Genomic DNA, 21,910 nt, shown 5'->3' on the forward strand with positions numbered 1-21,910 from the left:
CCTCCATCGGGTCGTCGAAGCCGAACCGGCCCAGCCGGGTACAGGCCGTGAACCGCGTCCCGACCCGGCTCGGGCCCGGAGTCGTCGACTTCCGCCCGGCCGCACGTTCACACAGGCATATGCCACATCGGAGGGCCGCTAGCGCGCCATCTCTTCCTTCAGCGCCAGGAGGAACGCGTCGACGTCGTCCTCCGTGGTGTCGTAGGAGCACATCCAGCGCACGTCGCCGGCCGCCTCGTCCCAGAAGTAGAAGCGGAACCGCTCCTGGAGCCGCCGGCTGACCTCGTGCGGCAGCCGCGCGAAGACCGCGTTGGCCTGCACCGGGTAGAGGATCTCCACCCCGTCCACGCTCCGCACCCCGTCCGCGAGGCGGCGGGCCATCGCGTTGGCGTGGCGGGCGTTGCGCAGCCACAGGTCCTTGGCGAGCAGCGCCTCCAACTGCACCGACACGAAGCGCATTTTGGAAGCGAGCTGCATGGACAGCTTGCGCAGGTGCTTCATGTGGCTGACGGCGTCCGGGTTGAGGACGACGACCGCCTCGCCGAAGAGCATGCCGTTCTTGGTTCCGCCGTACGACAGGACGTCGACGCCCACCGCGTTGGTGAACGCCCGCATCGGTACGTCGAGCGACGCGGCCGCGTTGGCGATCCGGGCGCCGTCGAGGTGGACCTTCATGCCCTTGGAGTGGGCGTGGTCCACGATGGCGCGGATCTCCTCGACCGTGTAGACGGTGCCGAGTTCGGTGTTCTGGGTGATCGAGACGACCTGGGGCATGGCCCGGTGTTCGTCGTCCCAGCCCCATGCCTGCCGGTCGATCAGCTCGGGGGTGAGCTTGCCGTCCGGGGTGGGCACGGTGAGCAGCTTCAAGCCGCCCATCCGCTCCGGGGCGCCGCCCTCGTCCACGTTGATGTGCGCGGACTCGGCACAGATCACCGCGCCCCAGCGGTCGGTGAGGGCCTGCAGCGCGGTGACGTTCGCGCCGGTCCCGTTGAAGACCGGGAAGGCCTCGGCGCTGGAGCCGAAGTGGCTGTGCATGATCCGCTGGAGGTGATCGGTGTACTGATCCTCTCCGTAGGAGACCTGGTGGCCGCCGTTGGCGAGCGCGACGGCCGCGAGGATCTCCGGGTGGACGCCGGCGTAGTTGTCGCTGGCGAAGCCCCGGACCGACGGGTCGTGGTGACGACGGGCGTCGGTACGGGAGCCCAGGGCCGCGGTCACGGCTTGGGAGTCAGCCACAGGCGCTGTCCATTCACTTCCTGGGCGGGCCGGTCCCAGAGTCCGGCGATGGCGTCGGCCAGTTCCGTGACGTCGGTGAAGCCCGCGAACTTCGCATTCGGGCGCTCGGCGCGCATCGCGTCGTGCACCAATGCCTTGATCACCAGGATGGCAGCCGCCGCCTGCGGGCCTTCGTCGCCCCCCAGCTTGCGGAAGGAGTCGGCCATGGCGAGGGTCCATGCCTCGGCGGCGGCCTTGCCGGCGTTGTACGCGGCGTTGCCGGCCACCGGCTTGTGCGCGCCGGACTGGCTGATCAGGACATAGCGGCCGCGGCCCCCGGCGCGCAGCAGCGCGTCATGGAAGGCGAGCGAGGTGTGCTGGACCGTGCGGATCAGGAGCTTCTCCAGGAAGTCCCAGTCCTTGAGCTCGGTCTCGGTGAAGGTCTTGCTGCCGCGCCAGCCGCCCACGAGGTGGACGAGGCCGTCGATCCGGCCGAACTCCTTCTCCGTCTTCGCCACCCACTCACGGGTGGCGTCGAGGTCGAGGAGGTCGACGGTGTCGCCGGTGACCGTGGCGCCGCCGTGCGCGTAGCGGGCGGCGTCGACGGCCTCGGCGAGGCGTGCCGGGTCGGCGTCGGCCGCGACGACGGTGGCGCCCGCCTCGGCCAGGCGCATGAGGGCGGCCCGGCCCGCGGGCCCGGCCGCGCCCGCGACCGCGATGACGGCTCCGTCCAGGCTGCCGTTCCCGTTGCCGATCATGGTCGTCTCCTCCTGCTCCGTGGCCTGCGCGGGCGTGATCGCCCCGGGGGCGGGGGCCGCACCGGCCCCCGCCGTGGTGTCCGCCGTACCGGTCACGCGGCGGCCTGCACGGCCTGCTCGGCGCCGGCGGCGGTGATGCCCTCGGTGGAGGCGATCACACCCTTGAGCTTCTTGGCAAGGGCCTCATAGAACATGCTGAGCGGAAACTCGTCGGGAAGCACGTCGTCGACGAGCTTGCGCGGCGGCAGCGACAGGTCCAGGGCGTCGGGGCCCTTGGCCCAGGTGGAGCCGGGGTGCGGGGCGAGGTAGGTGGCGACCAGCTCGTACGCCTTGAACCAGTGGACGAGCTTCGGACGGTCGATGCCGTCGCGGTACAGCTTCTCGATCTCGCCGCAGAGCTGGTTGGTGATCTCGGGGGCGCGCTCCCAGTCGATCCGCAGCTTGTTGTCGGTCCAGCGCACCACGTCGTGCTTGTGGAGGTACGCGAAGAGCAGCTGACCGCCGAGGCCGTCGTAGTTGCGGTTGCGGTCGCCGGAGACCGGGAAGCGGAACATCCGGTCGAACAGGACCGCGTACTGCATGTCACGGCCGTGCGGGTTGCCCTCGGCGTCGAGCTTCACGGCCTCCTTGAAGGCGGTGAGGTCGCAGCGCAGCTCCTCCAGGCCGTACATCCAGAACGGCTGGCGCTGCTTGATCATGAAGGGGTCGAACGGCAGGTCACCGTGGCTGTGGGTGCGGTCGTGGACCATGTCCCACAGGACGAACGCCTTCTCGCAGCGCTCCTGGTCCTCGACCATGGCCGCGATGTCCTCGGGCAGCTCGATGCCGAGGATGTCGACGGACGCCTCGGTGACCTTGCGGAAGCGGGCCGCCTCGCGGTCGCAGAAGATGCCGCCCCAGGTGAAGCGCTCGGGGGCCTCGCGGACCGCGACGGTCTCGGGGAAGAGGACCGCCGAGTGCGTGTCGTAGCCGCTGGTGAAGTCCTCGAAGGTGATGCCGCAGAACAGCGGGTTGTCGTAGCGGGTCGCCTCGAGCTCGGAGAGCCACTCCGGCCACACCATGCGCAGCACGACCGCTTCGAGGTTGCGGTCCGGGTTGCCGTTCTGGGTGTACATCGGGAAGACGACGAGGTGCTGGCGGCCGTCCAGTCGCTCGGCGGCCGGCTGGAAGGCGAGCAGCGCGTCCAGGAAGTCCGGTACCGCGAAGCCGCCCTCGGACCACTTGCGCAGGTCGGCGACGAGCGCGCGGTGGTAGGTGGCATCGTGCGGGAGCAGCGGGGAGAGCTGCTCGACCGCGCCGGCGACGCGCTCGACGGTCCGCTCGGCGTGCGCCCGGGACGGCGCGCCCTCGGCGTCGAAGTCGATGGAGCCGTCCGCGCTCTGCCAGGGGCGGAGCTCCTCCACGGCATTCTTGAGCTCGGTCCAGGCAGGGTGCGCGATCACGAGAGCGTCGGCGGATATCCCCGCACCGGCCATGTCCTGCACAAGAATTTCCGTCATGTCACTTCCTCCGCCGGAGAACCATTCGTGCCGCCACCGTAACCATCCACAGATCGCCGCCACAAGAGGTGCGAGAGAAATTGTCCGGCGCACCCCCGGGTCCGGCCGTGGATTTTCCTGTGCGGATGGGGCAGGGGGCTGAGGAATACGGCCTTCCTTCGCCAACTCCCCCTTGCGCCCACACGATCGGGCGGGGTGGACGGGTCGGTGCGGACCGGAACAGTACGGTCTCATCCAGCCAAAAAGGGGCGGGGATGTTTGGCCGGGCCGCTCTGCGGCAAGCTGGGCCGCCTGAATTCCGTCGACGGAAGCGAGAAGGTCTTGAGTCTGCTCACCATCGGTCACCGCGGGGTCATGGGCGTCGCCCCCGAGAACACCCTGCGCTCCTTCGTCCAGGCCGAGAAGGCGGGGCTCGACCTCGTCGAACTGGATCTCCATCTGAGCGAGGACGGCGCTCTCGTCGTCATGCACGACGCCGATGTCGACCGCACCACGGACGGGAGCGGCCCGATCGCCGGGAAGACCCTCGCGGAGCTGCGGACGCTCGACGCGGGCGACGGCGAGCGGGTGCCCGTCTTCGAGGAGGTCCTGGACGCGGTCTCGGCGCCGCTCCAGGCCGAGATCAAGGACGTCGGCGCGGCCCGGGCGCTGGCCGCCGTACTGAACGCGCGGGACCTGACCGGGCGGGTACAGGTCCTCTCGTTCCACGACGAGGCCCTGGCGGAGATCCGCGATCTGGTGCCGGGGGTCCGCACCGCGCTCGTCGCCGACGAGCGGCAGGCCGACGTGATCGAACGCGCGCTCGCGGTGGGCGCGACGGCGCTGGTGCTCAACATCCGCCGGCTCACGCTCGACACCGTCGAGCGGGCGCACGCGGCGGGTCTGTGGGTGGGCGGCTGGGTGGTCAACACCCAGGCGGAGCTGCGGCTCGCGCGCGCCCTGGGCCTGGACGGGGTGACGACCGACCGGCCGGAGATCAGGCTGACGGGGGAGCGCTCGGAGGACTGAGGTCCTCCGGGGGGGGAGCGTGGAGGTGAGGACGGGCGCGGGGCGGGCCGGGGGCAGGACCCCGGACACCGGCCCCGCGTACGCCGGGGCCCGAGCCGGGGGCTCGGGCCTCCCGGGGCGGGGCCCCGGTCCGTCGGCTCGGGCTGGGGCTGGGGCTCGGGCTGGGGCTCGGGCTCGGGCTCGGGCTCGGGTCAGACGAGGTTCTTGACCAGGAGTTCGAACTCCAGGTCGTCGCGCTGGGGGATGCCGAAGCGCTCCTCGCCGTACGGGAAGGGGCTCATCTTGCCGGTACGGCGGTAGCCGCGGCGCTCGTACCAGGCGATCAGTTCGTCGCGGACGGAGATCACCGTCATGTGCATCTCGCGCACGTCCCACATCTCGCGGACGCGGCGCTCCGCCTCCTCGATGATCTGCCGGCCGAGGCCCTCCCCCTGGTTCTCGGGGCGGACCGCGAACATGCCGAAGTAGGCGATGTCACCGCGGTGTTCGAGCTGGCAGCAGGCGACGAGCCGGCCGTCCCGCTCGACCGTCATCAGCCGGCTGCCCGGGGCGGTGACGACGTCGGCGACCGACTGCGCGTCGGTGCGCTGTCCGTGGATCATGTCGGCCTCGCTGGTCCAGCCGGTCCGGCTGGACTCGCCGCGGTAGGCGGACTCGACCAGCGGGACCAGGGCCGGGACGTCGTCGAGAACGGCGTCGCGGTAGGTGAGCGGGCCGGTGTGCCGGGGTGCGGCGGTGTCCATGGTGGTGCGGTCTCCCCTCGGGCGGTGACGATCGGCGGATGCGATCGTTCCGAGCCTAGCGCGCGCCCGCCACGCTCCCCCTCGTACACCTGTGCGCCCGCGTGGGGGCTGCCTTCCCGGGCATGCACCCCGGGGAATCGCGACGAGGGGGTGTGCGGCGTGCACGGAACGGCTGCGCCCGGGTGGCTGCTGGTCGCGCTGTGCGGCGCGAGCGGGGCCTACTGCCTGGTGCTGATGGTACGGACGGCGCCGAGCCGGGCCGGGGGCCCGCCCGGGGCGCGCGGCGGCGCCGGGAGCGAGGCCCTGATGGGTTTCGGGATGGCGGCGATGGCGCTGCCCGCGGCGGTGCTCACCCCGCCGTCGTGGAGCTGGGCGGTGTACGCGGTGGTCTTCGGGCTCGCGACGCTGTACGGGCTCGCGGCCGCGGCGGGACGGGGCGGGGCGCGCCGGGGACACCATCTGCACCATCTGGTCGGCTCGTCGGCGATGGTCTACATGGCGGTGGCGATGGCCGCGGCACCGGGAGCGCACGGGGGGCACGGCGGGGGGCACGGGCACCCGGCCGCCGGCGGCATACCCGTCCTCACCGGTGTGCTGCTCGTGTACTTCGGCGGGTACGCGCTGCGCGCCGGCGCGCGGCTGGTGCCGGGGGCGGCACCGGCGGGCGCGGCCGTGGGTGCGGGCGCGGGTGTGGGTGCGGGCGCGGGTGTGGGTGCGGGCGCGGGTGTGGGTGCGGGTGTAGGTGCGGGTGTGGCCGGCGGGAGTTCCGGCACCGGGGTCGCCGAGCTGACTCGGGTGTGCCAGCTGTCGATGGCGCTCGCGATGCTGGCGATGCTCGTCACGCTCTGAGCGGTACGGGGCGGGGCCGCCCGTACGCGATCACGCCGTGGTGTACGTCACTTGCCCCGCACGGGCATACCCCGGCGCGTACCCCGCTCATAGGCTGACGCCATGTCGGTCTCCCTCACCCTGCTCCTGCTCGGCGTGCTCACTGCCGCCGTCGCACCGCGTCTGCTGGCACGGGCCGACTGGGTGGAACGGGAACCCGTGGTGGCGCTGTGGGTGTGGCAGTGCGTGGTGGCGGCGGTCCTGGTGAGCTTCGCGCTGTCGATGACCTTCAGCGCGGCGGCGGCCTGGAAGGCCGTCCGGGGACAGGTCTTCGCGCCCGCGCCGAACGCCGTGATCGAGGCGTACCAGCTGGGCACCGGCCGTTCGTGGTCGGCGGTGATCGCCGTCCTGCTGGCGGCGGGCGGGCTGTGGAGCGGGGCGATGCTGGGCCGGGAGATCGGCCGGGCGCGGACCCGCCGCAAGCAGCGCCGGAACGAACTCGTGCTGCGGGCACCGCTGTTGCCCGGCGAGGAGCCGTCCGGCAGTGCGCGCCTGGTGGTGCTGGAGGGCGAGCGTCCGGGGGCCTGGTCGCTGCCGGGCGGGACACCTCGCCTAGTCGTCACCACGGCGGCGCTGCGCCGGCTCAAAGGCCGTCAGCTGGACGCGGTGCTCGCGCACGAGCAGGGTCACGCCCGGGCCCGGCACGACTGGCTGCTGCACTGTGCGACGGCGCTCGCGGCGGGCTTCCCGGGAGTGCCGGTGTTCGCGGCCTTCCGGGGTGAGATGCACCGTCTGGTGGAACTGGCGGCGGACGACGTGGCCTCGCGCCGGTTCGGACGGCTGACGATCGCCCTCGCCCTGGTCGAACTCAACGAGGACCGGGGCGTGTTCGGCCCCGGCCAGACCCCCGGCGCCGACCTCCCGCAACGCGTCGACCGCCTTCTGGCCGCCGCCCCTCGGCTGACCGCGGCCCGCCGGCTGCGTCTGACGGCCGCGGCGGCCCTGGTCCCGGTGGTCCCGATCCTGATCGCGTTCATCCCGGCGCTCCGGGCGCTGAACTAAGGCTTTTCCCGCTAACTGCCTGCTCAGCGCCCGATGGCATGATCGATGCATGATCAGTGAACCCGGCCGTCCCGGCACGATGAGGTATGTCCTGTTCGATGTAGATGGCACATTGATCGACGCCGTGGAAAACCAGCGCCTGGTCTGGCACACGTGGGCAGAGCGGTACGGGCTGGACTCTGATGAGGTCTACCGAGTGGCGCTGCAGACGAGGCCGATGGAGACGTTCGCGCGGATTGCCCCCGATTAGGACCCCCAGGAGTGCCTGGCCGCACTGCATGAGCTGGAGGACGAGGACGTTCGAGACGGTTCATATGCGGCCTTCGACGGCGCCGCTGAACTGCTGAATGCCTTGGAGGGCGGGGCGTGGGCGCTCGTGACCTCGAACTACGAGCACCGGGTACGCGGACGTTTCGCACGGACAGGATTGCCGGTCCCGAAGGTCGTCGTGGATGCAGCCGCCGTGGCGGAGGGCAAGCCGTCGCCGGTGCCGTATCTGCAGGCAGCCGCACAACTCGGTGCCAAGCCGGAGGACTGCCTGGTCATCGAGGATGCCCCCTCTGGGGTGCAGTCCGGACTGCATGCCGGGATGACGGTGTGGAGCGTCAACACCCCTGTGGCAGTCGATGGCGTGCATCGTCACTTCGGCAGTCTGCGGGAAGCGGTCCGGGACATCCTTGCCTTCTCATCCGGGGTCCACCCTGACCAGCTGGGAGCTTGAGCCGCAATGGAATGATTTTGCTGTGGCTGGTGTGATCACGGCGTCGGAGCCGTCTTGGATAGCCCCGCTCACCGGACTGAACCCTTACTGCTTCGACAAGTTGATGACTGTCGTGCGACGCAAGGTCCCGGACGAGCCGCGGCGGGTCGGCCCTGGAGCCCGCCGAGGGAAGACCGGGCGCTGCTGGTCGCGGCCTGCTGGCGTACGAATTTGACGCTGCGCCAACTCGCCCCGCTATGCGGCGTCTCGAAGTCCGCCGCCGACCGGATCATCGACCATCTCGGGCGCAAGCTCGCACTCCAGCCCAGACAGCGGTTCCCGAAGGACACCGTACTGATCGTCGACGGCGCCCTCGCACCCACACGTGATCACGCGGTATCCGAGCAGTCGAAGAACTGTCGCACTCCACGAACCATCAGGTCGTCAGGCAACCGCAACGACTGCAAAGCCTGGGAGCAATCCGACACCAAGGCCACGGTTGGGCGGACGATGACGACGGCCGACGGCGGCTATCCGGGCACCGGGCTCGTCATGCCTTACCGCCGCACCCCGGACATCGAGCTGCTCTCCCTGCTGGGGACCGAGGAAGGTACGGCGGGCCCCACGGTACGGTTCGACAGCCGCTTCACCTTCTTCGAAGAGGGCGACCCGGAATTCGACGAACTGAGGTTCGTCGCCGAACCGACGGCCACTCCGTCCGGGTGTGCCGCCGAGGCCCGGATGGACGCCGGCCTGGACCGGGCCGGGGGGACGTACGGCCCCGGTGTCCACACCTTCCACCACGCGCGGGCCGACGGACTGTCCCTCGCCGAGGCCCTGGGCTTCCCGGAGGAACAGGTCGGCGTGCTCCGCACGAGAGACGACATCCCGCACCGTCCGGGTTTCACCTCCCGGTGACGACCGGGCCTGCACGAGGACGGACTCCGCCCGGCGTCGGGTCCGGTGCTCCGGGCCGGGCCGTGCGTCGGGCAGGATCGGGGGATGCGTATCTCCGCCGCCGTGTCCGGCGCTCTGGCCGTGCTGTTGCTCGTCCTGGTGGCCGTGGGCTGGTCGCCGTTGCTCTCCTTCGACCGGGACGTGGCCGAGGCGCTGCACCGCAGCGCCGTCGCGCATCCCGGCTTCACCCACCTCAACCGGATCCTGACGGACTGGGTCTGGGATCCGTGGACCATGCGCGCGCTCGTCCTGGTGGCGGTCGGGCTGCTGGTGTGGCGGCGCGCGTGGCTGCTCGCGCTGTGGGTGGCGGGGACGTCCCTGCTGGCCTGGGGTCTTCAGCAGGGCCTCAAGTCCCTGGTGGACCGGCCGCGCCCGCAGTGGCCGGATCCGGTCGACTCGGCGCGGTACGCGTCCTTCCCGTCCGGGCACGCGATGACGGCGACGGTCACCTTCGGGCTGCTGCTCTGGGTACTGGCGCTGTACTGGCGCGAGACCTGGCGGGGCTGGGGGACGATCGCCGGAGTGGCCGTGGTGTCGGTGCTCGGGGTCGGCTGGACCCGGCTGTACCTGGGCGTCCACTGGCCGTCCGACGTGCTGGGCGGCTGGCTGTTCGGCTGGTGCTGCGTGGCCGTGTCGATCGACGCGTACCGCCGCCTCGCGGCCCGTACCCGTACCCGCGCCCGCACCGCTCCCCCGGTGGGCAGGGCTTGATGCCCGTCCCGTCCTGGACGATCCCCCGTGTCGTCCAGGACGGAACGGCATGCCCAGCCGTCGGCCACGCGGGCACGACGGCAGGACACGCTGAGTATATTGGCTGAAAGCCAGTCAACGCAGGAGTCCAGCATGTCCCCGCGCAGCGCATCGGTCAATCAAGAGCTTCGTCGGCGCTCCCGCGAGCGGATCCTGCAGGCCACCGTGGACCTCGTCGGCGAACGCGGATACGAGGCGACGACCCTCGGGGACATCGCCGCGCGGGCCGGTTCGGCGCGCGGACTCGTCTCGTACTACTTCCCCGGCAAGCGCCAGTTGCTCCAGTCCGCGGTGCACCGGCTGATGCACCGCACCCTGGCGGCGGCCCTGGAGCGCGAGCCGCGCACCGAGGACGGCGCCGAACTCCTGGCGCGGGCGATCGACGCGGTGCTCGGGCTCGCCGCGGACCACCCCGTCCTCATGCGGACGCACATGGCCGGCATCCTCCAGGCCGAGGGCTTCCTCCAGTGCTCCGAACAGCAGCGGCTCGCCGCGCTGCTGCGCGAGACCGTGGCCCGTTCGGGCTCCCCGGATCCGGACACCGACTATCCGCTGCTGCGGGCGCAGCTCATGGGGACCGTCTTCGCGCTGCTGCTGCCCGGGGCGGCGATGCCGCTCGCCCCGCTGCGGGCCGAACTGTTCCAGCGCTACGGGCTCGGCCTGGAGCGCGGCATGCCGCCGGGCGGTACTCGGCCCGGCGGCATGCCCGTGGTGCCCGTAGTGTGCGCGGTGCGGGACGACGTCGCGGCCCGGGTGGCGGGCCCGCTGCCGGGCCCGCCCGTGGATCGGCCGATGGACCAGCCGGAGGGTCAGCCAATGGATCGGCCGACGGGTCAGTCGTCCTGACCCTGGTCGTCCTGTGAGCGGCCGAAGTCCGCGAAGTAGTCCGGCTGCGTCTGGACGTTCAGCTCGTCCATCCGGATCCCGGACGCCTTGTCGGTGCGCTTGTCGGAGAGCTTCAGGACGTCGAGGCCCTTGGCGATGTCGTTCGAGTAGATGTGGCCGTTGTAGTAGTACGCCGACCAGGAGCCGCCGATGTCGAGCGTGTCCGCGGAGAGCGGGCCGCGCTCGAAGTAGGCGATCTCCTTCGGCTTCAGGGAGTCGGTGAAGTCCCAGACGGAGACGCCGCCCTGGTACCACGCCTGGACCATCAGGTCCTTGCCCTTGACCGGGATCAGCGAGCCGTTGTGGGCGACGCAGTTCTCGGTGTCGGCCTGGTGGCGCGGGATCTTGAAGTAGCCGCGGAAGACCAGCTTGCGCTTGTCCCCCTTGCCGGTGATGTCGTAGATGCCGTCGGCACCTCGGTTCGGGCCGACCTCGGCGTTGCAGGTGGCCGCGCCGCCGCCGCCCAGTTCGTCGGTGAAGACGACCTTGTCGGCGGTCTGGTTGAAGGTCGCGGAGTGCCAGAACGAGAAGTTGACGTTGTCCTGGACCTGGTCGATGACCCGCGGGTGCTCCGGGTCCTTGATGTCGAAGAGGATGCCGTCGCCCATGCAGGCGCCGGCGGCCAGGTTCCGGCTCGGCAGCACGGTGATGTCGTGGCAGCCGGTGGTCTTGGCGACGCCCGGGTTGGTGGGCGCGCCGGGGTTGCCTCCGCCGTCGGGACCCTCGCCCGGGAAGAGGACGGGGAAGTTCACGACCTTGGCCCGCTCGGGCGCCTTGCGCGGGACCTTGATCACGGAGATGCCGTCGTGCGGCGGCTGGCAGTCCGGGAAGGCCACGCTGGGCGAGTACGAGGAGACGTAGATGTACACGTCGTCGCGCTTGGGCACCAGGGTGTGGGTGTGGGAACCGCAGTTGGTCTCGACGGCGGCGACGTACTTCGGGTTGGTGACGTCGCTGATGTCGAAGATCTTCATGCCCTCCCAGGACTCCTTGATCGTGGCCGGCTGCGGAACGCTGGCGCACGAGTCGTCACTGCGGGAGGAGTCGGTGGACAGGAAGAGCAGGTTGCCGGAGACCGACACGTCGTTCTGGGAGCCCGGACAGAGCACCTGGGCCACGGTCTTCGGGGACTTCGGGTTGCCGATGTCGAAGATCCGGAAGCCGTCGTAGTTGCCGGCGAAGGCGTACTTGCCCTGGAAGGCGAGGTCGGTGTTGAGGCTGGGGAGGATGTCCTTGGGGACATTGGCGAGATGTTCGATGTTGGCGCTGTGGACGATCTCGTCCACGCCGGGTATCTCGCCCGCGGCGATGGCGGCGCGGGCGCCGGCCGCCTGACCGGCGGTGATGCCGCTCTTCGCCGGGGCGTCACCGGGGTCGGGGGTCGCGGCCGCGGGGCCCGCGACGAGCAGGCCGAGCAGCAGGCCGGCCGCGGCGCCGGCCGCGCCCAGGGCTTGGTTCCGTCTGTGCCGGATTCTCGTGAGGCTCAACGAAGTTACTCCGTCCTCTTCGAGGTCTGTTCAGGTTTGAACCACGGATGGACTTCGGCAGTATCGTCCTTAGCGTGCTCATCTCAACAGATGGCAACAGGAAAGTCATGAGGTTTCCCCGCATCGCAACACCGTCGTCGCCCGAGTCCCCCGAAGACGCAGAGAACCGGAGATCCTGAAGGGTCCGTGAGTCACCCCCTTCAGGACACCGATCAGCCGAAGTCCCCGTGGAGGTCGTGTTGTTGATCAGCCGTTTCCGTCGAACCGCCGCCGTCGCCCTGTGCGCCGTCGCCGTACTCGCCCTGTCCGCCTGCGAGTCGGGGCCGGGCGACGACGGACCGACCGCCAAGTCGGCTGCGGGCACGGCGGGTTCGAGCGGATCCGTGGTGGCCCCGGGCAGGCCGGGCGAGCCCGCGCGGCGCGTCTCGCCCGAGGAGGCGGCCCGGATGCTGCCCGACGAGACGCCCAACGGCGCCGACTTCCGGTATGTGCAGATGATGATCGAGCATCACCGGCAGGCCCTCGTGATGACCGCGCTGGCGCCCGAACGGGCGGCCTCGCCGCAGGTGAAGAAGGTCGCGGAACGCATCGCCGCCACGCAGGGGCCGGAGATCGGCGCGATGCGGGGGTGGCTGAAGAAGAACGGCGGCCCGCGACCGCAGACCGGTCACGACCACCACACCATGCCGGGGATGGCGACCGAGGCCAAGCTCGCCGAGCTGCGGGCCGCCCGTGGCACGGCGTTCGACACGCTCTTCCTGTCCCTGATGATCGCTCACCACGAGGGCGCGCTGACGATGGCGGGCGAGGTGCTGGCCGAGGGCAACAACGTCCTGGTGGAGGAGATGGCGAACGACGTGGTCGCCCAGCAGACTTCGGAGATCCAGCGGATGCGCTCGATGTAGCCGGAGGGGTACAGGCTCCCCGCCCCCAGCGGATCCGCCGGAACCGCCGGACCCTGTCGGCCGTACGCACGGCCGGCCGGGCGTTCCGGCGCGCCCTGCCGGACTCGTCAACAGGACGGAAGGGGCCGGTACTTGGAGAAGCCGGAGCCGGGGGCCCGGAGCCGGAGCCGATGCCGTACGCCCGGAGCCCGATGCCGAGGGGGCCGGGGCCGGAAGTCCGCGCCACGGCCCGTCCACGCACCCCCGGCGGCGCCGTCAGTGGTCGCCGAGGCGGCCGGACTGCCGCTCGGCCGCCTCGAGGACGGCGTCGAGGAGCCCGGGGAAGAGGGCGTCGAGGTCCTCGCGGCGGAGCGAGCTGAGCTTGGCGGTGCCCTGATACGCCTGCCGGACGACGCCGCTCTCGCGCAGGACGCGGAAGTGGTGCGTGGTGGTCGACTTGCTCACCGGGAGGTCGAAGTACGAGCAGCTGAACCCGTCGCTCCCGTCGCGGGCCATGTCCCGGACGATCCGCAGCCGTACGGCGTCGGACAGCGCGTGCAGCACGGCTTCGAGCCGGATCTCCTCGCGTGCGGGGTGATCCAGGGCGCGGGGGTTGGTCGCGGTCGACACGGCTGCGGCTCCACGGCTCTCGGAGGGACGGGACTCCATTGTACGAGAGTCCTCGTAGTTTGACAGTTGTCGTACTACGATGGGTATCGTACGAGCCGCGTCATCGCCCCGTCACTGCCCACCCTCCCCCGGCACGCCCGAAACGGAGTCCGCCATGAGCACCGTCCCCGCTCTCTTCCAGCCCTTCACCCTTCGCTCCGTCACCTTCCCGAACCGTGCCTGGATGGCCCCGATGTGCCAGTACTCGGCGGAACCGGCCGGTCCCGCCGCGGGGGTCGCGGGCGACTGGCACTTCGCGCACTACGCCTCCCGTGCCACCGGCGGCACCGGGCTGATCCTGCTCGAAGCGACGGCGGTCGCGCCGGAGGGCCGGATCAGCCCCTTCGACCTCGGGATCTGGGACGACGCGCAGATCGAGGGGCTGCGCCGGATCGCCGCCTTCCTGACGGAGCACGGCACCGTGCCGGGCATCCAGATCGGGCACGCGGGACGGAAGGCCTCGACGCAGCAGCCCTGGAAGAGCCGCGGCCCCGTCGATCCGGCGACCGGCCTCGCCTGGCAGCCGGTCGGCCCGAGCCCGGTCGCCTACGCCGAGGGCCACCCGGTGCCGACCGAGCTGACGGTGGAGCGGATCCACGAGATCACGGCCCGTTTCGCCGACGCGGCGCGACGCGCGCTGGCCGCCGGATTCCGGGTGGTGGAGGTGCACGGCGCGCACGGCTATCTGCTCGGCGAGTTCCTGTCCCCGCACAGCAACCGGCGCACCGACGCCTACGGCGGCTCCTTCGACAACCGCGTCCGGTTCGCCCTGGAGGTCGTCGACGCCGTGCGCGCCGTCTGGCCCGAGGAACTGCCGCTGTTCTTCCGGATCTCGGCCACCGACTGGCTGGAGGAGCAGGGCTGGACGCCCGACGAGACGGTCCGCTTCGCCGCCCTGCTGCGCGAGCACGGGGTGGACCTGCTCGACGTCTCCACCGGCGGCAACGGCGGCCCGGCCCGGATCCCGGTCGCCCCCGGCTACCAGGTCCCCTTCGCCGCCCGCGTCAAGGCGGAGACCGGTCTGCCCGTCGCGGCGGTGGGGCTCATCACCGAGAGCGCGCAGGCCGAGAAGATCCTCGCGAACGGGGAGGCGGACGCCGTCCTGCTCGGCCGCGAGCTGCTGCGCGACGCCTCGTGGCCGCGCCGCGCGGCCCGCGAACTCGGCGCCGAGATCCCCGCCCCGGCGCCGTACTCCTGGGCCATCTGAGTCCGGCAACACGCCCCTGACCAGGGGCGAAGCGGCTCCGGGACGCCGTTGTCAGTGGTGCGGTGCAGACTGGCCCGTATCCGCGACAACGGCGTCCTGGAGGTGTCGGCATGACCGACGTGCTACTGACCGTGGGAACCCGCAAGGGCCTGTTCACCGGCCGCAGGAAGAACGGCCGGTGGACGTTCGACGACCCGCACTTCAACGCCCAGGCGATCTACTCGATCGGGATCGACACCCGCCGCGCCCGCCCCAGAATCCTCGTCGGCGGGGACAGCGCGCACTTCGGCCCTTCCGTCTTCCACTCCGACGACCTGGGCGCGAGCTGGACCGAGCCGGCCTGTCCGGCGGTCAAGTTCCCGCTGGACACCGGTGTTTCCCTGGAGCGGGTCTGGCAGCTCCACCCGGCGCCCGCCCACTCCCCCGACGTGGTGTACGCGGGGACGGAGCCGGCCGCGCTCTTCCGGTCGGCCGACGGCGGGGAGTCCTTCGAACTGGTCCGCCCGCTGTGGGAGCACCCCACCCGGGACCGGTGGATGCCGGGCGGGGGCGGCGAGGCGGTGCACACCGTGGTGACCGACGCGCGGGACGCCGACACGGTGACGGTGGCGGTGTCCGCGGCGGGCGTCTTCCGCACCCGGGACGGCGGCGCGAGCTGGGCCCCCGCCAACCGGGGCGTCTCGGCAGTGTTCCTGCCCGACCCGGACCCCGAGTTCGGCCAGTGCGTGCACAAGGTCGCGCAGGACGCGGGCGACCTCGACCGGCTGTATCTGCAGAACCACTGGGGCGTGTTCCGCAGCGACGACGGCGGCGGGGCGTGGACCGACATCGGCGGCGGGCTGCCGTCCGACTTCGGCTTCGCCGTCGTCGCCCATCCGCACCGGCCGGACACCGCCTATGTGTTCCCCATCAACGCCGACACCGACCGCGTGCCGGCCGGCCGGCGCTGCCGGGTCTACCGGACTTCCGATGCCGGGGCGACCTGGGAGCCGCTCACCCGGGGCCTGCCCGAGAGCGACCACTACGGCACGGTGCTGCGCGACGCGATGTGCACGGACGGAGGCGAACCGGCCGGCGTCTACTTCGGCAACCGCAACGGCGAGGTGTACGGGAGCGCCGACGACGGCGACAGCTGGGAGCTTCTCGTCGAACATCTGCCTGACGTGCTGTGCGTACGAGCGACGGTCCTCGGCTGAACGGCCCCGGTTCCCGCCCCCGGCCGGGGTCCGGCGCGGGGCCCGGCGCACCGTCGGGCGTGACTGTCGTACTGCGCCAGTAGAGTGACGCCGTGGCAGCACGACCGTTGAACGAAATCGTCGAGGCCGGGTGGGCGCACGCGCTCGCGCCGGTGGCCGAGAACATCGCCGCGATGGGCGACTTCCTCCGGCAGGAGGTCGCCGCGGGGCGCACCTATCTACCGTCGGGGGCGAACGTCCTGAGGGCGTTCCAGCAACCCTTCGACGAGGTACGGGTCCTCATCGTCGGCCAGGACCCCTATCCCACGCCCGGGCACGCCGTGGGCCTGAGTTTCTCGGTGGCGCCGGACGTGAGTCCCGTACCGCCGAGCCTGAACAACATCTTCTGGGAGATGCACACCGATCTGGGGCATCCGCGCCCCTCCAACGGTGATCTGACGCCGTGGACCCGGCAGGGCGTCCTCCTCCTCAACAGGGCGCTCACGACCGCGCCGCGCAAGCCCGGCGCGCACCGGGACAAGGGCTGGGAGGCCGTCACCGAGCAGGCCATCCGGGCGCTCGCCGCGCGCGGGAAGCCGCTGGTCTCCGTGTTGTGGGGGCGTGACGCCCGCAATCTGCGGCCGCTGCTCGGCGATCTGCCGGCCATCGAGTCCTCGCACCCCTCGCCGATGTCGGCGGACCGCGGCTTCTTCGGGTCCCGGCCGTTCAGCCGTACCAACGAACTGCTGACGCGACAGGGCGCCCAGCCCGTGGACTGGCAGCTGCCGTGACCTCCCCGGCGTCCCCCGGCCGGCCGGGCCTCGTCGTCGGGGTCGACTCCGGTGGCTCCGGGCTGCGGATCGCACTCGCGCTCGTGCGGACCGGTGAGCGGCCCGGTGCCGGAGCCCGCGCCGGCGTCGGTACCGCAGCCGCGGCCCCGGAGATCGTGGAGACGGTCTCCTCCCGGGAGCCGGTACGCACCGGGCCGGGCGGGATCGACGCCGGACAGCTGCTGGAACGGGTGCTGCCCGCCGTCGACGCGATGCGGCGGCGGGCGGGCGGCGGACCGATCGGGGCCGTCGCCGTCGGCGCGGCCGGGATGGCGACGCTCGGCGACCGGCTGCGGGCCGAACTGCCCGGGGCGTTCGCCCACGCCTGGGGCGTGCGCCGGCTCGCCCTCGCGGCCGACGCCGTCACCGCGTACGCCGGGGCGCTCGGCCAGCGGCCCGGCGCCGTGGTCGCCGGCGGCACCGGGCTCATCGCGCTCGGCACCGATCTGTCCGGCTGGCGCCGGGCGGACGGCTGGGGACATCTGCTCGGCGACTCGGGCAGCGGCGCGTGGATCGGCCGGGCCGGACTCGACGCCGCGATGCGGGCGTACGACGGGCGGCGCGGCGGTTCGGCCGCGCTGCTGGCGCACGCCGAGAAACGGTTCGGCCCGGCGGCCGAGCTGCCCGGCGCGCTCTATCCGCGGCCCGACCGGCCCGCGGTGCTCGCCTCCTTCGCGCCGGACGTCGCCGCGTGCGCGGAGGCGGGCGACGCGGTGGCGGTCCGGATCCTCGTCCGTGCCGCCCGGCGGATCGCGGAGGCCGCGGAGGCCGTCTGTCCCGCCGGTCCGGCGGCCGATGTCGCCCTGACGGGCGGGCTGTTCCGACTGGGCGAGCCGCTCCTCGGGCCGCTGCGCGCGGACTTGGGAGAGTTGTTGCCCGAGGCCCGCGAAGTCCCCGCCGGGGGAGACCCGCTGACGGGTGCCCTGATCGTCGCGGCCGCGCTCGCGACGGACAGTCTCCGGCTGCCGGAGGATCCGCGACTGCTCCAACTCACCAGGTAAACGGCGGTTCCACGGCACTTTCGGACATAGGGGGGCAGATGACGCCCGACCGTACCCTCAGCGAACGGGTCCATGGTCAAAACCAGTAGCATGCGGCTGCATGAGCTCCCCCACTGGGCCCACTCCCGGCCTGCCTGTACGAATGCCGCGCCCCCGCCAGTCCGGGCGGCACCGCCGCCCTGAACCCGTGGCGGCGCCCGAGGGCGCTCCCGCGCTTGTTCTCGCCGTGCCCGGCACCCCGTCGCCCGCCATACGCTCGCTGGCCGAGGAAGTCCTGAGCATCACCCGCTCGGAGCTGCCCGGTCTGGAGGCCGTGGTCGGTTACCTCGACGGTGACGGCGACACGTTCCCCACCCTGTCCGCCGTCCTGACCGACGCGGAAGCCCTGCGCACCCAGCGCTACGAGATCGCCGTGGCCGCCGGCCGCGAGGTCGCCGCCCCCGAGGGCCCGGCCGCCGTCGTGGTTCCGCTGCTCGCGGGCCCCGACAGCGCGCTGATGCGCCAGGTCCGCCAGGCGGTGATGGACTCCGGCAACACCGCCGAGCTGGCCGATGTGCTCGGTCCGCACCCGCTGCTCGCCGAGGCTCTGCACGTACGTCTCTCCGAGGCCGGTCTGGCCCGCGCCGACCGCGCCCGGCTGTTCACGGTCGCCACGGCCGCCGACGGCATCATCCTGGCCACGGTGGGTGGCGAGGAGGCCGTGCAGGCCGCCGGGATCACCGGCATGCTGCTCGCCGCCCGCCTCGCGGTGCCGGTGATGGCGGCGGCGCTGGACCAGGAGGGTTCCATCGCCTCGATCTCCGAGCAGCTGCGCGCGGCCGGTTCGGAGCAGCTGGCGCTCGCGCCGTATCTGATCGGCCCGGAGCTGGCCGAGGGGCTGCTCGACGTGGCGGCGAAGGAGGCGGGCTGCGCGGCGGCCGAGCCGCTGGGCGCGTACCCGGCGATCGGCCGGCTGGTGCTCTCGCAGTACATGGCGAAGCTGGGCATCGTGCCGCAGCCGCAGGGGACGCCGGCCCGCTGACCGCAGCGTCGTGACGGGCCGGGCCCGCATCGGACATCCTCCGGTGCGGGCCCCTTCGTTCGGCGCCGGTCCCGGGACCTCGCCGTGCGGGCTCCGGGCTCCGGGCTCCCGGGGTCGTCGCGGTCCCGTCCGGGTCAGCCGAACACGACGCAGGAGGCGGCGGGGGCGGGGATCGCGCCGGACCGGGCGGGGAGACCGGTGCCGGAGTCGACGGTGAACCAGGTGACGTCTCCGGAGCGCTCGTTCGCCACGTACAGGTGCCGGCCGGAGGGCGCGAGCGCGAGGTCACGGGGCCAGTGGCCGCCGCACGGGACGGAGGCGACCAGGCGGGCGGTCTCGCCCCCGTCCTCCAGGGCGAGCACGGCCAGGGTGTCGGCGCCGCGGACGGCGGCCCACAGGTGGCGGCCGTCGGGGGCGACGACGATCTCGGAGGGGTAGTCCGGTCCGGTGGCGTCCTCGGGGACGACACGGGTCTCGCCGAGCGGGGTGAGGACGCCCGCCCCGGCGTCCCAGCGGCACACGGTGAGGGTGGGTTCCAGCTCGTTCAGGACGTAGGCGTGGGTGCCCGCCGGGTGGAAGGCGAGGTGGCGGGGGCCGGTGCCGGGGCGCAGGGCGGTGGTGCCGTGCGGGCGCGGCGCGCCGGTGGTCGGGTCGAGGACGGCGACGGTGACGGAGTCGGTGCCGAGGTCGACGGCGAGCACCCAGCGTCCGGTGGGGTCCGGCAGCACCTGGTGGGCGTGCGGGCCGTCCTGCCGGCCCGCGACCGGTCCCGAGCCGTGGTGGCGGGTCTGGCCGGTGACCGGGCCGGGGCGGCCGTCGGCGGTGCGGGCGAGCACGGTGACACTGCCGGAGGTGTAGTTCGCGGTGAGCAGACGGCCGGCGGCGAGCGCGAGGTGGGTGGGTCCGGCGGCGTCGACCGGGACGGGCGCGCCGAGCGGCCGGGGCGCCGGGCCGGTGACGTCGAAGGCGGCGACGGCGCCCGGGTCGGTCTCGGAGACGGCGTAGAGCACGTCCCCGTCGAGCGCCAGGTAGGAGGGGTCGGCGACGGCGTCGCTCGCCCCGGTGGGCGTGAGGGCGCCGCTGTCCGGCGCGACGGCCGCGGCGAGCACCCCGGGGCCGCCGGCCGAGGTGAACGACCCGATGAACGCCCGGGTGCCGGTCTTCGGCCCCGGTCCGCCCCGCTCCGCTTCCGTACGGTCCTGCTCCGTACGCCGCTCTGCCCGCATGCCGTCCACGACACGCCTCCCCTGTCCCGTGGCCGGTCCGGGTGGACCGGCCGATGCCCGGCCGACGTTAGCAGGCGGTCTAGACCAAGCTGGTGCGGCGCCGTGTACGTGGGGGGCGTACGCCTGCGGGGCCGTACGACCGCAGAGCCCGTACGGCCCCAGGCGTCACGACCTCGCCGTCACGGCCCCGGCGTCACGCGGCCGTGACCAGCGGGGCGCGCGGGCAGGTGCGCAGCGGCGCGGCCAGGTCGACGAGGGCGCGTTCGAGACCGTGCAGATGGGCGAGGGCGGCCTCCGCGCCGGGGTGGTGCGAGGGCACGCCGGCCGGACCCGCGAGGGTGGAGCGGGGTGGTACGACGGCCGGGACGAGCGCGTGGACGGCCGCTTCGACGCGCTGGGCGGCATGGGCGAGGCGGGCGTCGTGGGAGGCGTCGGGGTCGGCCGCGACCGCGGCGAGGCCCCGGATCTCGCGGGCGCAGTCGTCGAGCAGGGCGAGCACCCGGCGGGCCCTCGCCTTGCGGGCGCGCAGCGGGCTGAGCGGGTGGACGAGCGGGGCGAGGGTGAGCCGGGCGCGGGCCAGGAGCAGATCGAGTTCGCGGGCGGGTACGGCCGGGTCGGCGTGCGGGTCGCCCGCGAGCCGCCGGGCGGCGGCGGTGGTGCAGGCGTGGACGCAGGCGACGGCACGCTGGATCCAGGCGTTGGTGGCGGCGTGGGTGGTCACCGGCAGCAGGGCCAGGCCGGCGGCGGCGCCGAGGGCACCGGCCGCGGTCTCCTCGAAGCGGAGGAGCAGCAGGCCGGGGTGGAGGACGCCGAGCAGCCCGTAGAGAAGGGAGGCCAGGACGGTGACGAAGAACATCATCCAGCTGTACGAGAGCGGGGCGGTGTAGAAGAGGCCGAAGACGCACAGGGCGACCAGGAACGCCGTCGGGGCGGGCGCGCCGCCGAGCGGGAGGGCGACGAGCAGTCCGGCGGCGATGCCGGCGACGGTGCCGAGGACCCGGCGGAAGCCGCGGACCAGGGTCTCGCCGCGCGAGGCGGTGTTGACGAAGATCCACCAGGCGGTGGCGACGGCCCAGTACCAGCGCTCGGGGGACACCAGGTGTCCGGCGACGAGGGCCACCGCGCAGGCGGCGGTGGCCTGGAACGCCTGGCGGGTGGTGGGCCGGGCGAGGCCGGTGCCGGGCAGCGGCGCGGGCGCGGCGGGCGGCGGGACGCGCCGTTCGACACACCAGAGGCCGAAGCGGACGGTACCGGCCGCCGCGAGGGCCAGGAGCACGGCCGCGTAGAGCTCCGGCAGCTGCGCGGGCAGCGCGTGCAGGAACTGGGTGACGAAGAACTGCATGAAGGCGAAGATGCCGAGCGCGTGTCCGCGCGGGCCGAAGCGGCGCGCGTACACCCCGGCGAACACGACGAGCAGCCAGGTGAGGTCACGCGCCACGGGCAGGTCGTGCAGGGCGGTCGCGGCGGCGAGGACGGGGAAGCCGGCGAGCGGCAGCAGGGCGGTGGTGACGGCCTGGCCGCGGACCGTCGGGTCGCCCACGGTGAACAGGGCGAGGAGCGCGGCGAGGCCGGCGGTGAGGGAGGCGACGAGCGAGAACCCGGCCAGGCCCGCGAGGGTGACGGTCAGGCCGATGCCGAGGACGGCGCGGGTGGCCACCCGCAGCCGCACCCGGCCGGGGTCGGGAGCCACGCACATACGGCGCAGCGCCCGGGCGCAGGCCGCCGGCGTGTTCCTCATCCGCGTCCTCACCTTCTCCGTTCCTTCGGCCGTCACCGGCCGCTCCGGCCGCTCCGGCTCGTTCGCCCGCTTCATCCGCGACGTCTGCGGTACCTGCCGCGTCGGCCGCGTATCCCGCGTCTGCTTCATGACGGTCGTTCCGCCCCCGGTGCCGTACACACACCCTCTTTCGCCGTGGATCCCGCTGGTGGATCCCGCTGTCCGTCCGGATTCGCCGCCTGGAGACGGCCGCTGGACACGACGAAGGCGCCGCGGGTCCGGGATCCG

Annotated in this window: 19 protein-coding genes and 2 pseudogenes; 13 read left to right on the forward strand and 8 right to left on the reverse strand. The window is 72.7% G+C overall.

Features of this window, described 5'->3' with window-relative positions:
* Positions 1-138: 138 nt before the first annotated feature.
* The 3 genes from ABZ990_RS26225 to ABZ990_RS26235 form a co-directional block, all read right to left on the reverse strand.
* On the reverse strand, positions 139-1,218 hold the full coding sequence (locus ABZ990_RS26225) for a low specificity L-threonine aldolase (protein ID WP_361236464.1): 1,080 nt from the start codon (positions 1,216-1,218) through the stop codon (positions 139-141).
* Positions 1,215-1,973: an SDR family oxidoreductase gene (locus ABZ990_RS26230; protein WP_361236467.1), complete on the reverse strand. Its 759-nt coding sequence runs from the start codon at positions 1,971-1,973 to the stop codon at positions 1,215-1,217. Before ABZ990_RS26230 ends, ABZ990_RS26225 begins: the two co-directional genes overlap by 4 nt.
* A gap of 92 nt (positions 1,974-2,065) precedes the next feature.
* Positions 2,066-3,472, reverse strand: coding sequence for a DUF6421 family protein (locus ABZ990_RS26235; RefSeq protein WP_361236372.1), 1,407 nt, complete (start codon positions 3,470-3,472; stop codon positions 2,066-2,068).
* 321 nt (positions 3,473-3,793) lie between these two features.
* Between ABZ990_RS26235 and ABZ990_RS26240 the strand changes: the two genes are divergently transcribed.
* Positions 3,794-4,480 (forward strand): glycerophosphodiester phosphodiesterase family protein, encoded by a 687-nt coding sequence (locus ABZ990_RS26240; RefSeq protein WP_361236470.1) that lies wholly within the window; start codon positions 3,794-3,796, stop codon positions 4,478-4,480.
* A gap of 191 nt (positions 4,481-4,671) precedes the next feature.
* Here ABZ990_RS26240 and ABZ990_RS26245 read toward each other — a convergent pair whose 3' ends face one another.
* Complete coding sequence (locus ABZ990_RS26245; protein WP_361236375.1) at positions 4,672-5,223, reverse strand: GNAT family N-acetyltransferase; 552 nt, start codon at positions 5,221-5,223, stop codon at positions 4,672-4,674.
* 159 nt (positions 5,224-5,382) lie between these two features.
* Between ABZ990_RS26245 and ABZ990_RS26250 the strand changes: the two genes are divergently transcribed.
* From ABZ990_RS26250 to ABZ990_RS26275, 6 genes and pseudogenes are all read left to right on the forward strand, one after another.
* Entirely contained in the window at positions 5,383-6,072 is a 690-nt protein-coding gene (locus ABZ990_RS26250; protein ID WP_361236378.1) for a DUF5134 domain-containing protein, read from the forward strand.
* A 102-nt stretch (positions 6,073-6,174) separates the two neighbouring features.
* Positions 6,175-7,113, forward strand: coding sequence for a M56 family metallopeptidase (locus ABZ990_RS26255; RefSeq protein WP_361236381.1), 939 nt, complete (start codon positions 6,175-6,177; stop codon positions 7,111-7,113).
* A 49-nt stretch (positions 7,114-7,162) separates the two neighbouring features.
* Positions 7,163-7,834, forward strand: a pseudogene (locus ABZ990_RS26260) (HAD-IA family hydrolase).
* 22 nt (positions 7,835-7,856) lie between these two features.
* Positions 7,857-8,380, forward strand: a pseudogene (locus tag ABZ990_RS26265) (transposase family protein); the annotation flags it as partial.
* A gap of 435 nt (positions 8,381-8,815) precedes the next feature.
* Positions 8,816-9,481, forward strand: coding sequence for a phosphatase PAP2 family protein (locus ABZ990_RS26270; protein WP_361236383.1), 666 nt, complete (start codon positions 8,816-8,818; stop codon positions 9,479-9,481).
* Positions 9,482-9,613: 132 nt separating this feature from the next.
* Complete coding sequence (locus ABZ990_RS26275) at positions 9,614-10,366, forward strand: TetR/AcrR family transcriptional regulator (RefSeq protein WP_361236386.1); 753 nt, start codon at positions 9,614-9,616, stop codon at positions 10,364-10,366.
* Here the strand turns inward: ABZ990_RS26275 and ABZ990_RS26280 are convergent.
* Positions 10,354-11,892, reverse strand: a complete 1,539-nt coding sequence (locus ABZ990_RS26280) for a hypothetical protein (protein WP_361236389.1) — start codon at positions 11,890-11,892, stop codon at positions 10,354-10,356. The genes ABZ990_RS26275 and ABZ990_RS26280 overlap by 13 nt on opposite strands.
* A gap of 239 nt (positions 11,893-12,131) precedes the next feature.
* Here ABZ990_RS26280 and ABZ990_RS26285 point away from each other — a divergent pair, with 239 nt between their 5' ends.
* Positions 12,132-12,797 carry a DUF305 domain-containing protein gene (locus ABZ990_RS26285; protein ID WP_361236473.1) on the forward strand — a complete coding sequence of 222 codons (666 nt, stop codon included), beginning with the start codon at positions 12,132-12,134 and terminating at the stop codon, positions 12,795-12,797.
* A 255-nt stretch (positions 12,798-13,052) separates the two neighbouring features.
* On the opposite strand, the gene ABZ990_RS26290 is transcribed toward ABZ990_RS26285, so the two are convergent.
* On the reverse strand, positions 13,053-13,406 hold the full coding sequence (locus ABZ990_RS26290; protein WP_361236391.1) for a helix-turn-helix transcriptional regulator: 354 nt from the start codon (positions 13,404-13,406) through the stop codon (positions 13,053-13,055).
* 154 nt (positions 13,407-13,560) lie between these two features.
* On the opposite strand from ABZ990_RS26290, the gene ABZ990_RS26295 reads away from it, so the two are divergent.
* The 5 genes from ABZ990_RS26295 (at position 13,561) to ABZ990_RS26315 (ending at position 18,679) form a co-directional block, all read left to right on the forward strand.
* Positions 13,561-14,652 carry an NADH:flavin oxidoreductase/NADH oxidase gene (locus tag ABZ990_RS26295; RefSeq protein ID WP_361236393.1) on the forward strand — a complete coding sequence of 364 codons (1,092 nt, stop codon included), beginning with the start codon at positions 13,561-13,563 and terminating at the stop codon, positions 14,650-14,652.
* A 110-nt stretch (positions 14,653-14,762) separates the two neighbouring features.
* Positions 14,763-15,848 carry an exo-alpha-sialidase gene (locus ABZ990_RS26300; protein WP_361236395.1) on the forward strand — a complete coding sequence of 362 codons (1,086 nt, stop codon included), beginning with the start codon at positions 14,763-14,765 and terminating at the stop codon, positions 15,846-15,848.
* A gap of 92 nt (positions 15,849-15,940) precedes the next feature.
* Positions 15,941-16,618, forward strand: coding sequence for a uracil-DNA glycosylase (locus tag ABZ990_RS26305; RefSeq protein WP_361236398.1), 678 nt, complete (start codon positions 15,941-15,943; stop codon positions 16,616-16,618).
* Positions 16,615-17,658 (forward strand): BadF/BadG/BcrA/BcrD ATPase family protein, encoded by a 1,044-nt coding sequence (locus ABZ990_RS26310; protein WP_361236401.1) that lies wholly within the window; start codon positions 16,615-16,617, stop codon positions 17,656-17,658. Before ABZ990_RS26305 ends, ABZ990_RS26310 begins: the two co-directional genes overlap by 4 nt.
* Positions 17,659-17,758: 100 nt before the next feature.
* Positions 17,759-18,679, forward strand: coding sequence for a hypothetical protein (locus ABZ990_RS26315; RefSeq protein ID WP_361236404.1), 921 nt, complete (start codon positions 17,759-17,761; stop codon positions 18,677-18,679).
* A 134-nt stretch (positions 18,680-18,813) separates the two neighbouring features.
* Here the strand turns inward: ABZ990_RS26315 and ABZ990_RS26320 are convergent, their stop codons facing one another.
* Both ABZ990_RS26320 and ABZ990_RS26325 read right to left on the reverse strand, forming a co-directional pair.
* Positions 18,814-19,914 (reverse strand): lactonase family protein, encoded by a 1,101-nt coding sequence (locus ABZ990_RS26320; protein WP_361236407.1) that lies wholly within the window; start codon positions 19,912-19,914, stop codon positions 18,814-18,816.
* Between the two features lie 184 nt (positions 19,915-20,098).
* Positions 20,099-21,643, reverse strand: coding sequence for an FUSC family protein (locus ABZ990_RS26325; protein ID WP_361236410.1), 1,545 nt, complete (start codon positions 21,641-21,643; stop codon positions 20,099-20,101).
* Between the last annotated feature and the right edge of the window lie 267 nt (positions 21,644-21,910).

It is taken from the genome of Streptomyces sp. NPDC046203 (assembly GCF_040646255.1).
In the GTDB taxonomy this organism is placed as follows: domain Bacteria; phylum Actinomycetota; class Actinomycetes; order Streptomycetales; family Streptomycetaceae; genus Streptomyces.

Excerpts from the sequence above, each read along its gene's own strand:
- ABZ990_RS26325 (WP_361236410.1), bottom strand. The coding sequence starts at position 21,643 with ATGAGGAACACGCCGGCGGCCTGCGCCCGGGCGCTGCGCCGTATGTGC.
- ABZ990_RS26295 (WP_361236393.1), top strand. The coding sequence starts at position 13,561 with ATGAGCACCGTCCCCGCTCTCTTCCAGCCCTTCACCCTTCGCTCCGTC.
- ABZ990_RS26255 (WP_361236381.1), top strand. The coding sequence starts at position 6,175 with ATGTCGGTCTCCCTCACCCTGCTCCTGCTCGGCGTGCTCACTGCCGCC.
- ABZ990_RS26315 (WP_361236404.1), top strand. The coding sequence starts at position 17,759 with ATGAGCTCCCCCACTGGGCCCACTCCCGGCCTGCCTGTACGAATGCCG.
- ABZ990_RS26300 (WP_361236395.1), top strand. The coding sequence starts at position 14,763 with ATGACCGACGTGCTACTGACCGTGGGAACCCGCAAGGGCCTGTTCACC.
- ABZ990_RS26230 (WP_361236467.1), bottom strand. The coding sequence starts at position 1,973 with ATGATCGGCAACGGGAACGGCAGCCTGGACGGAGCCGTCATCGCGGTC.
- ABZ990_RS26270 (WP_361236383.1), top strand. The coding sequence starts at position 8,816 with ATGCGTATCTCCGCCGCCGTGTCCGGCGCTCTGGCCGTGCTGTTGCTC.
- ABZ990_RS26235 (WP_361236372.1), bottom strand. The coding sequence starts at position 3,472 with ATGACGGAAATTCTTGTGCAGGACATGGCCGGTGCGGGGATATCCGCC.
- ABZ990_RS26245 (WP_361236375.1), bottom strand. The coding sequence starts at position 5,223 with ATGGACACCGCCGCACCCCGGCACACCGGCCCGCTCACCTACCGCGAC.
- ABZ990_RS26275 (WP_361236386.1), top strand. The coding sequence starts at position 9,614 with ATGTCCCCGCGCAGCGCATCGGTCAATCAAGAGCTTCGTCGGCGCTCC.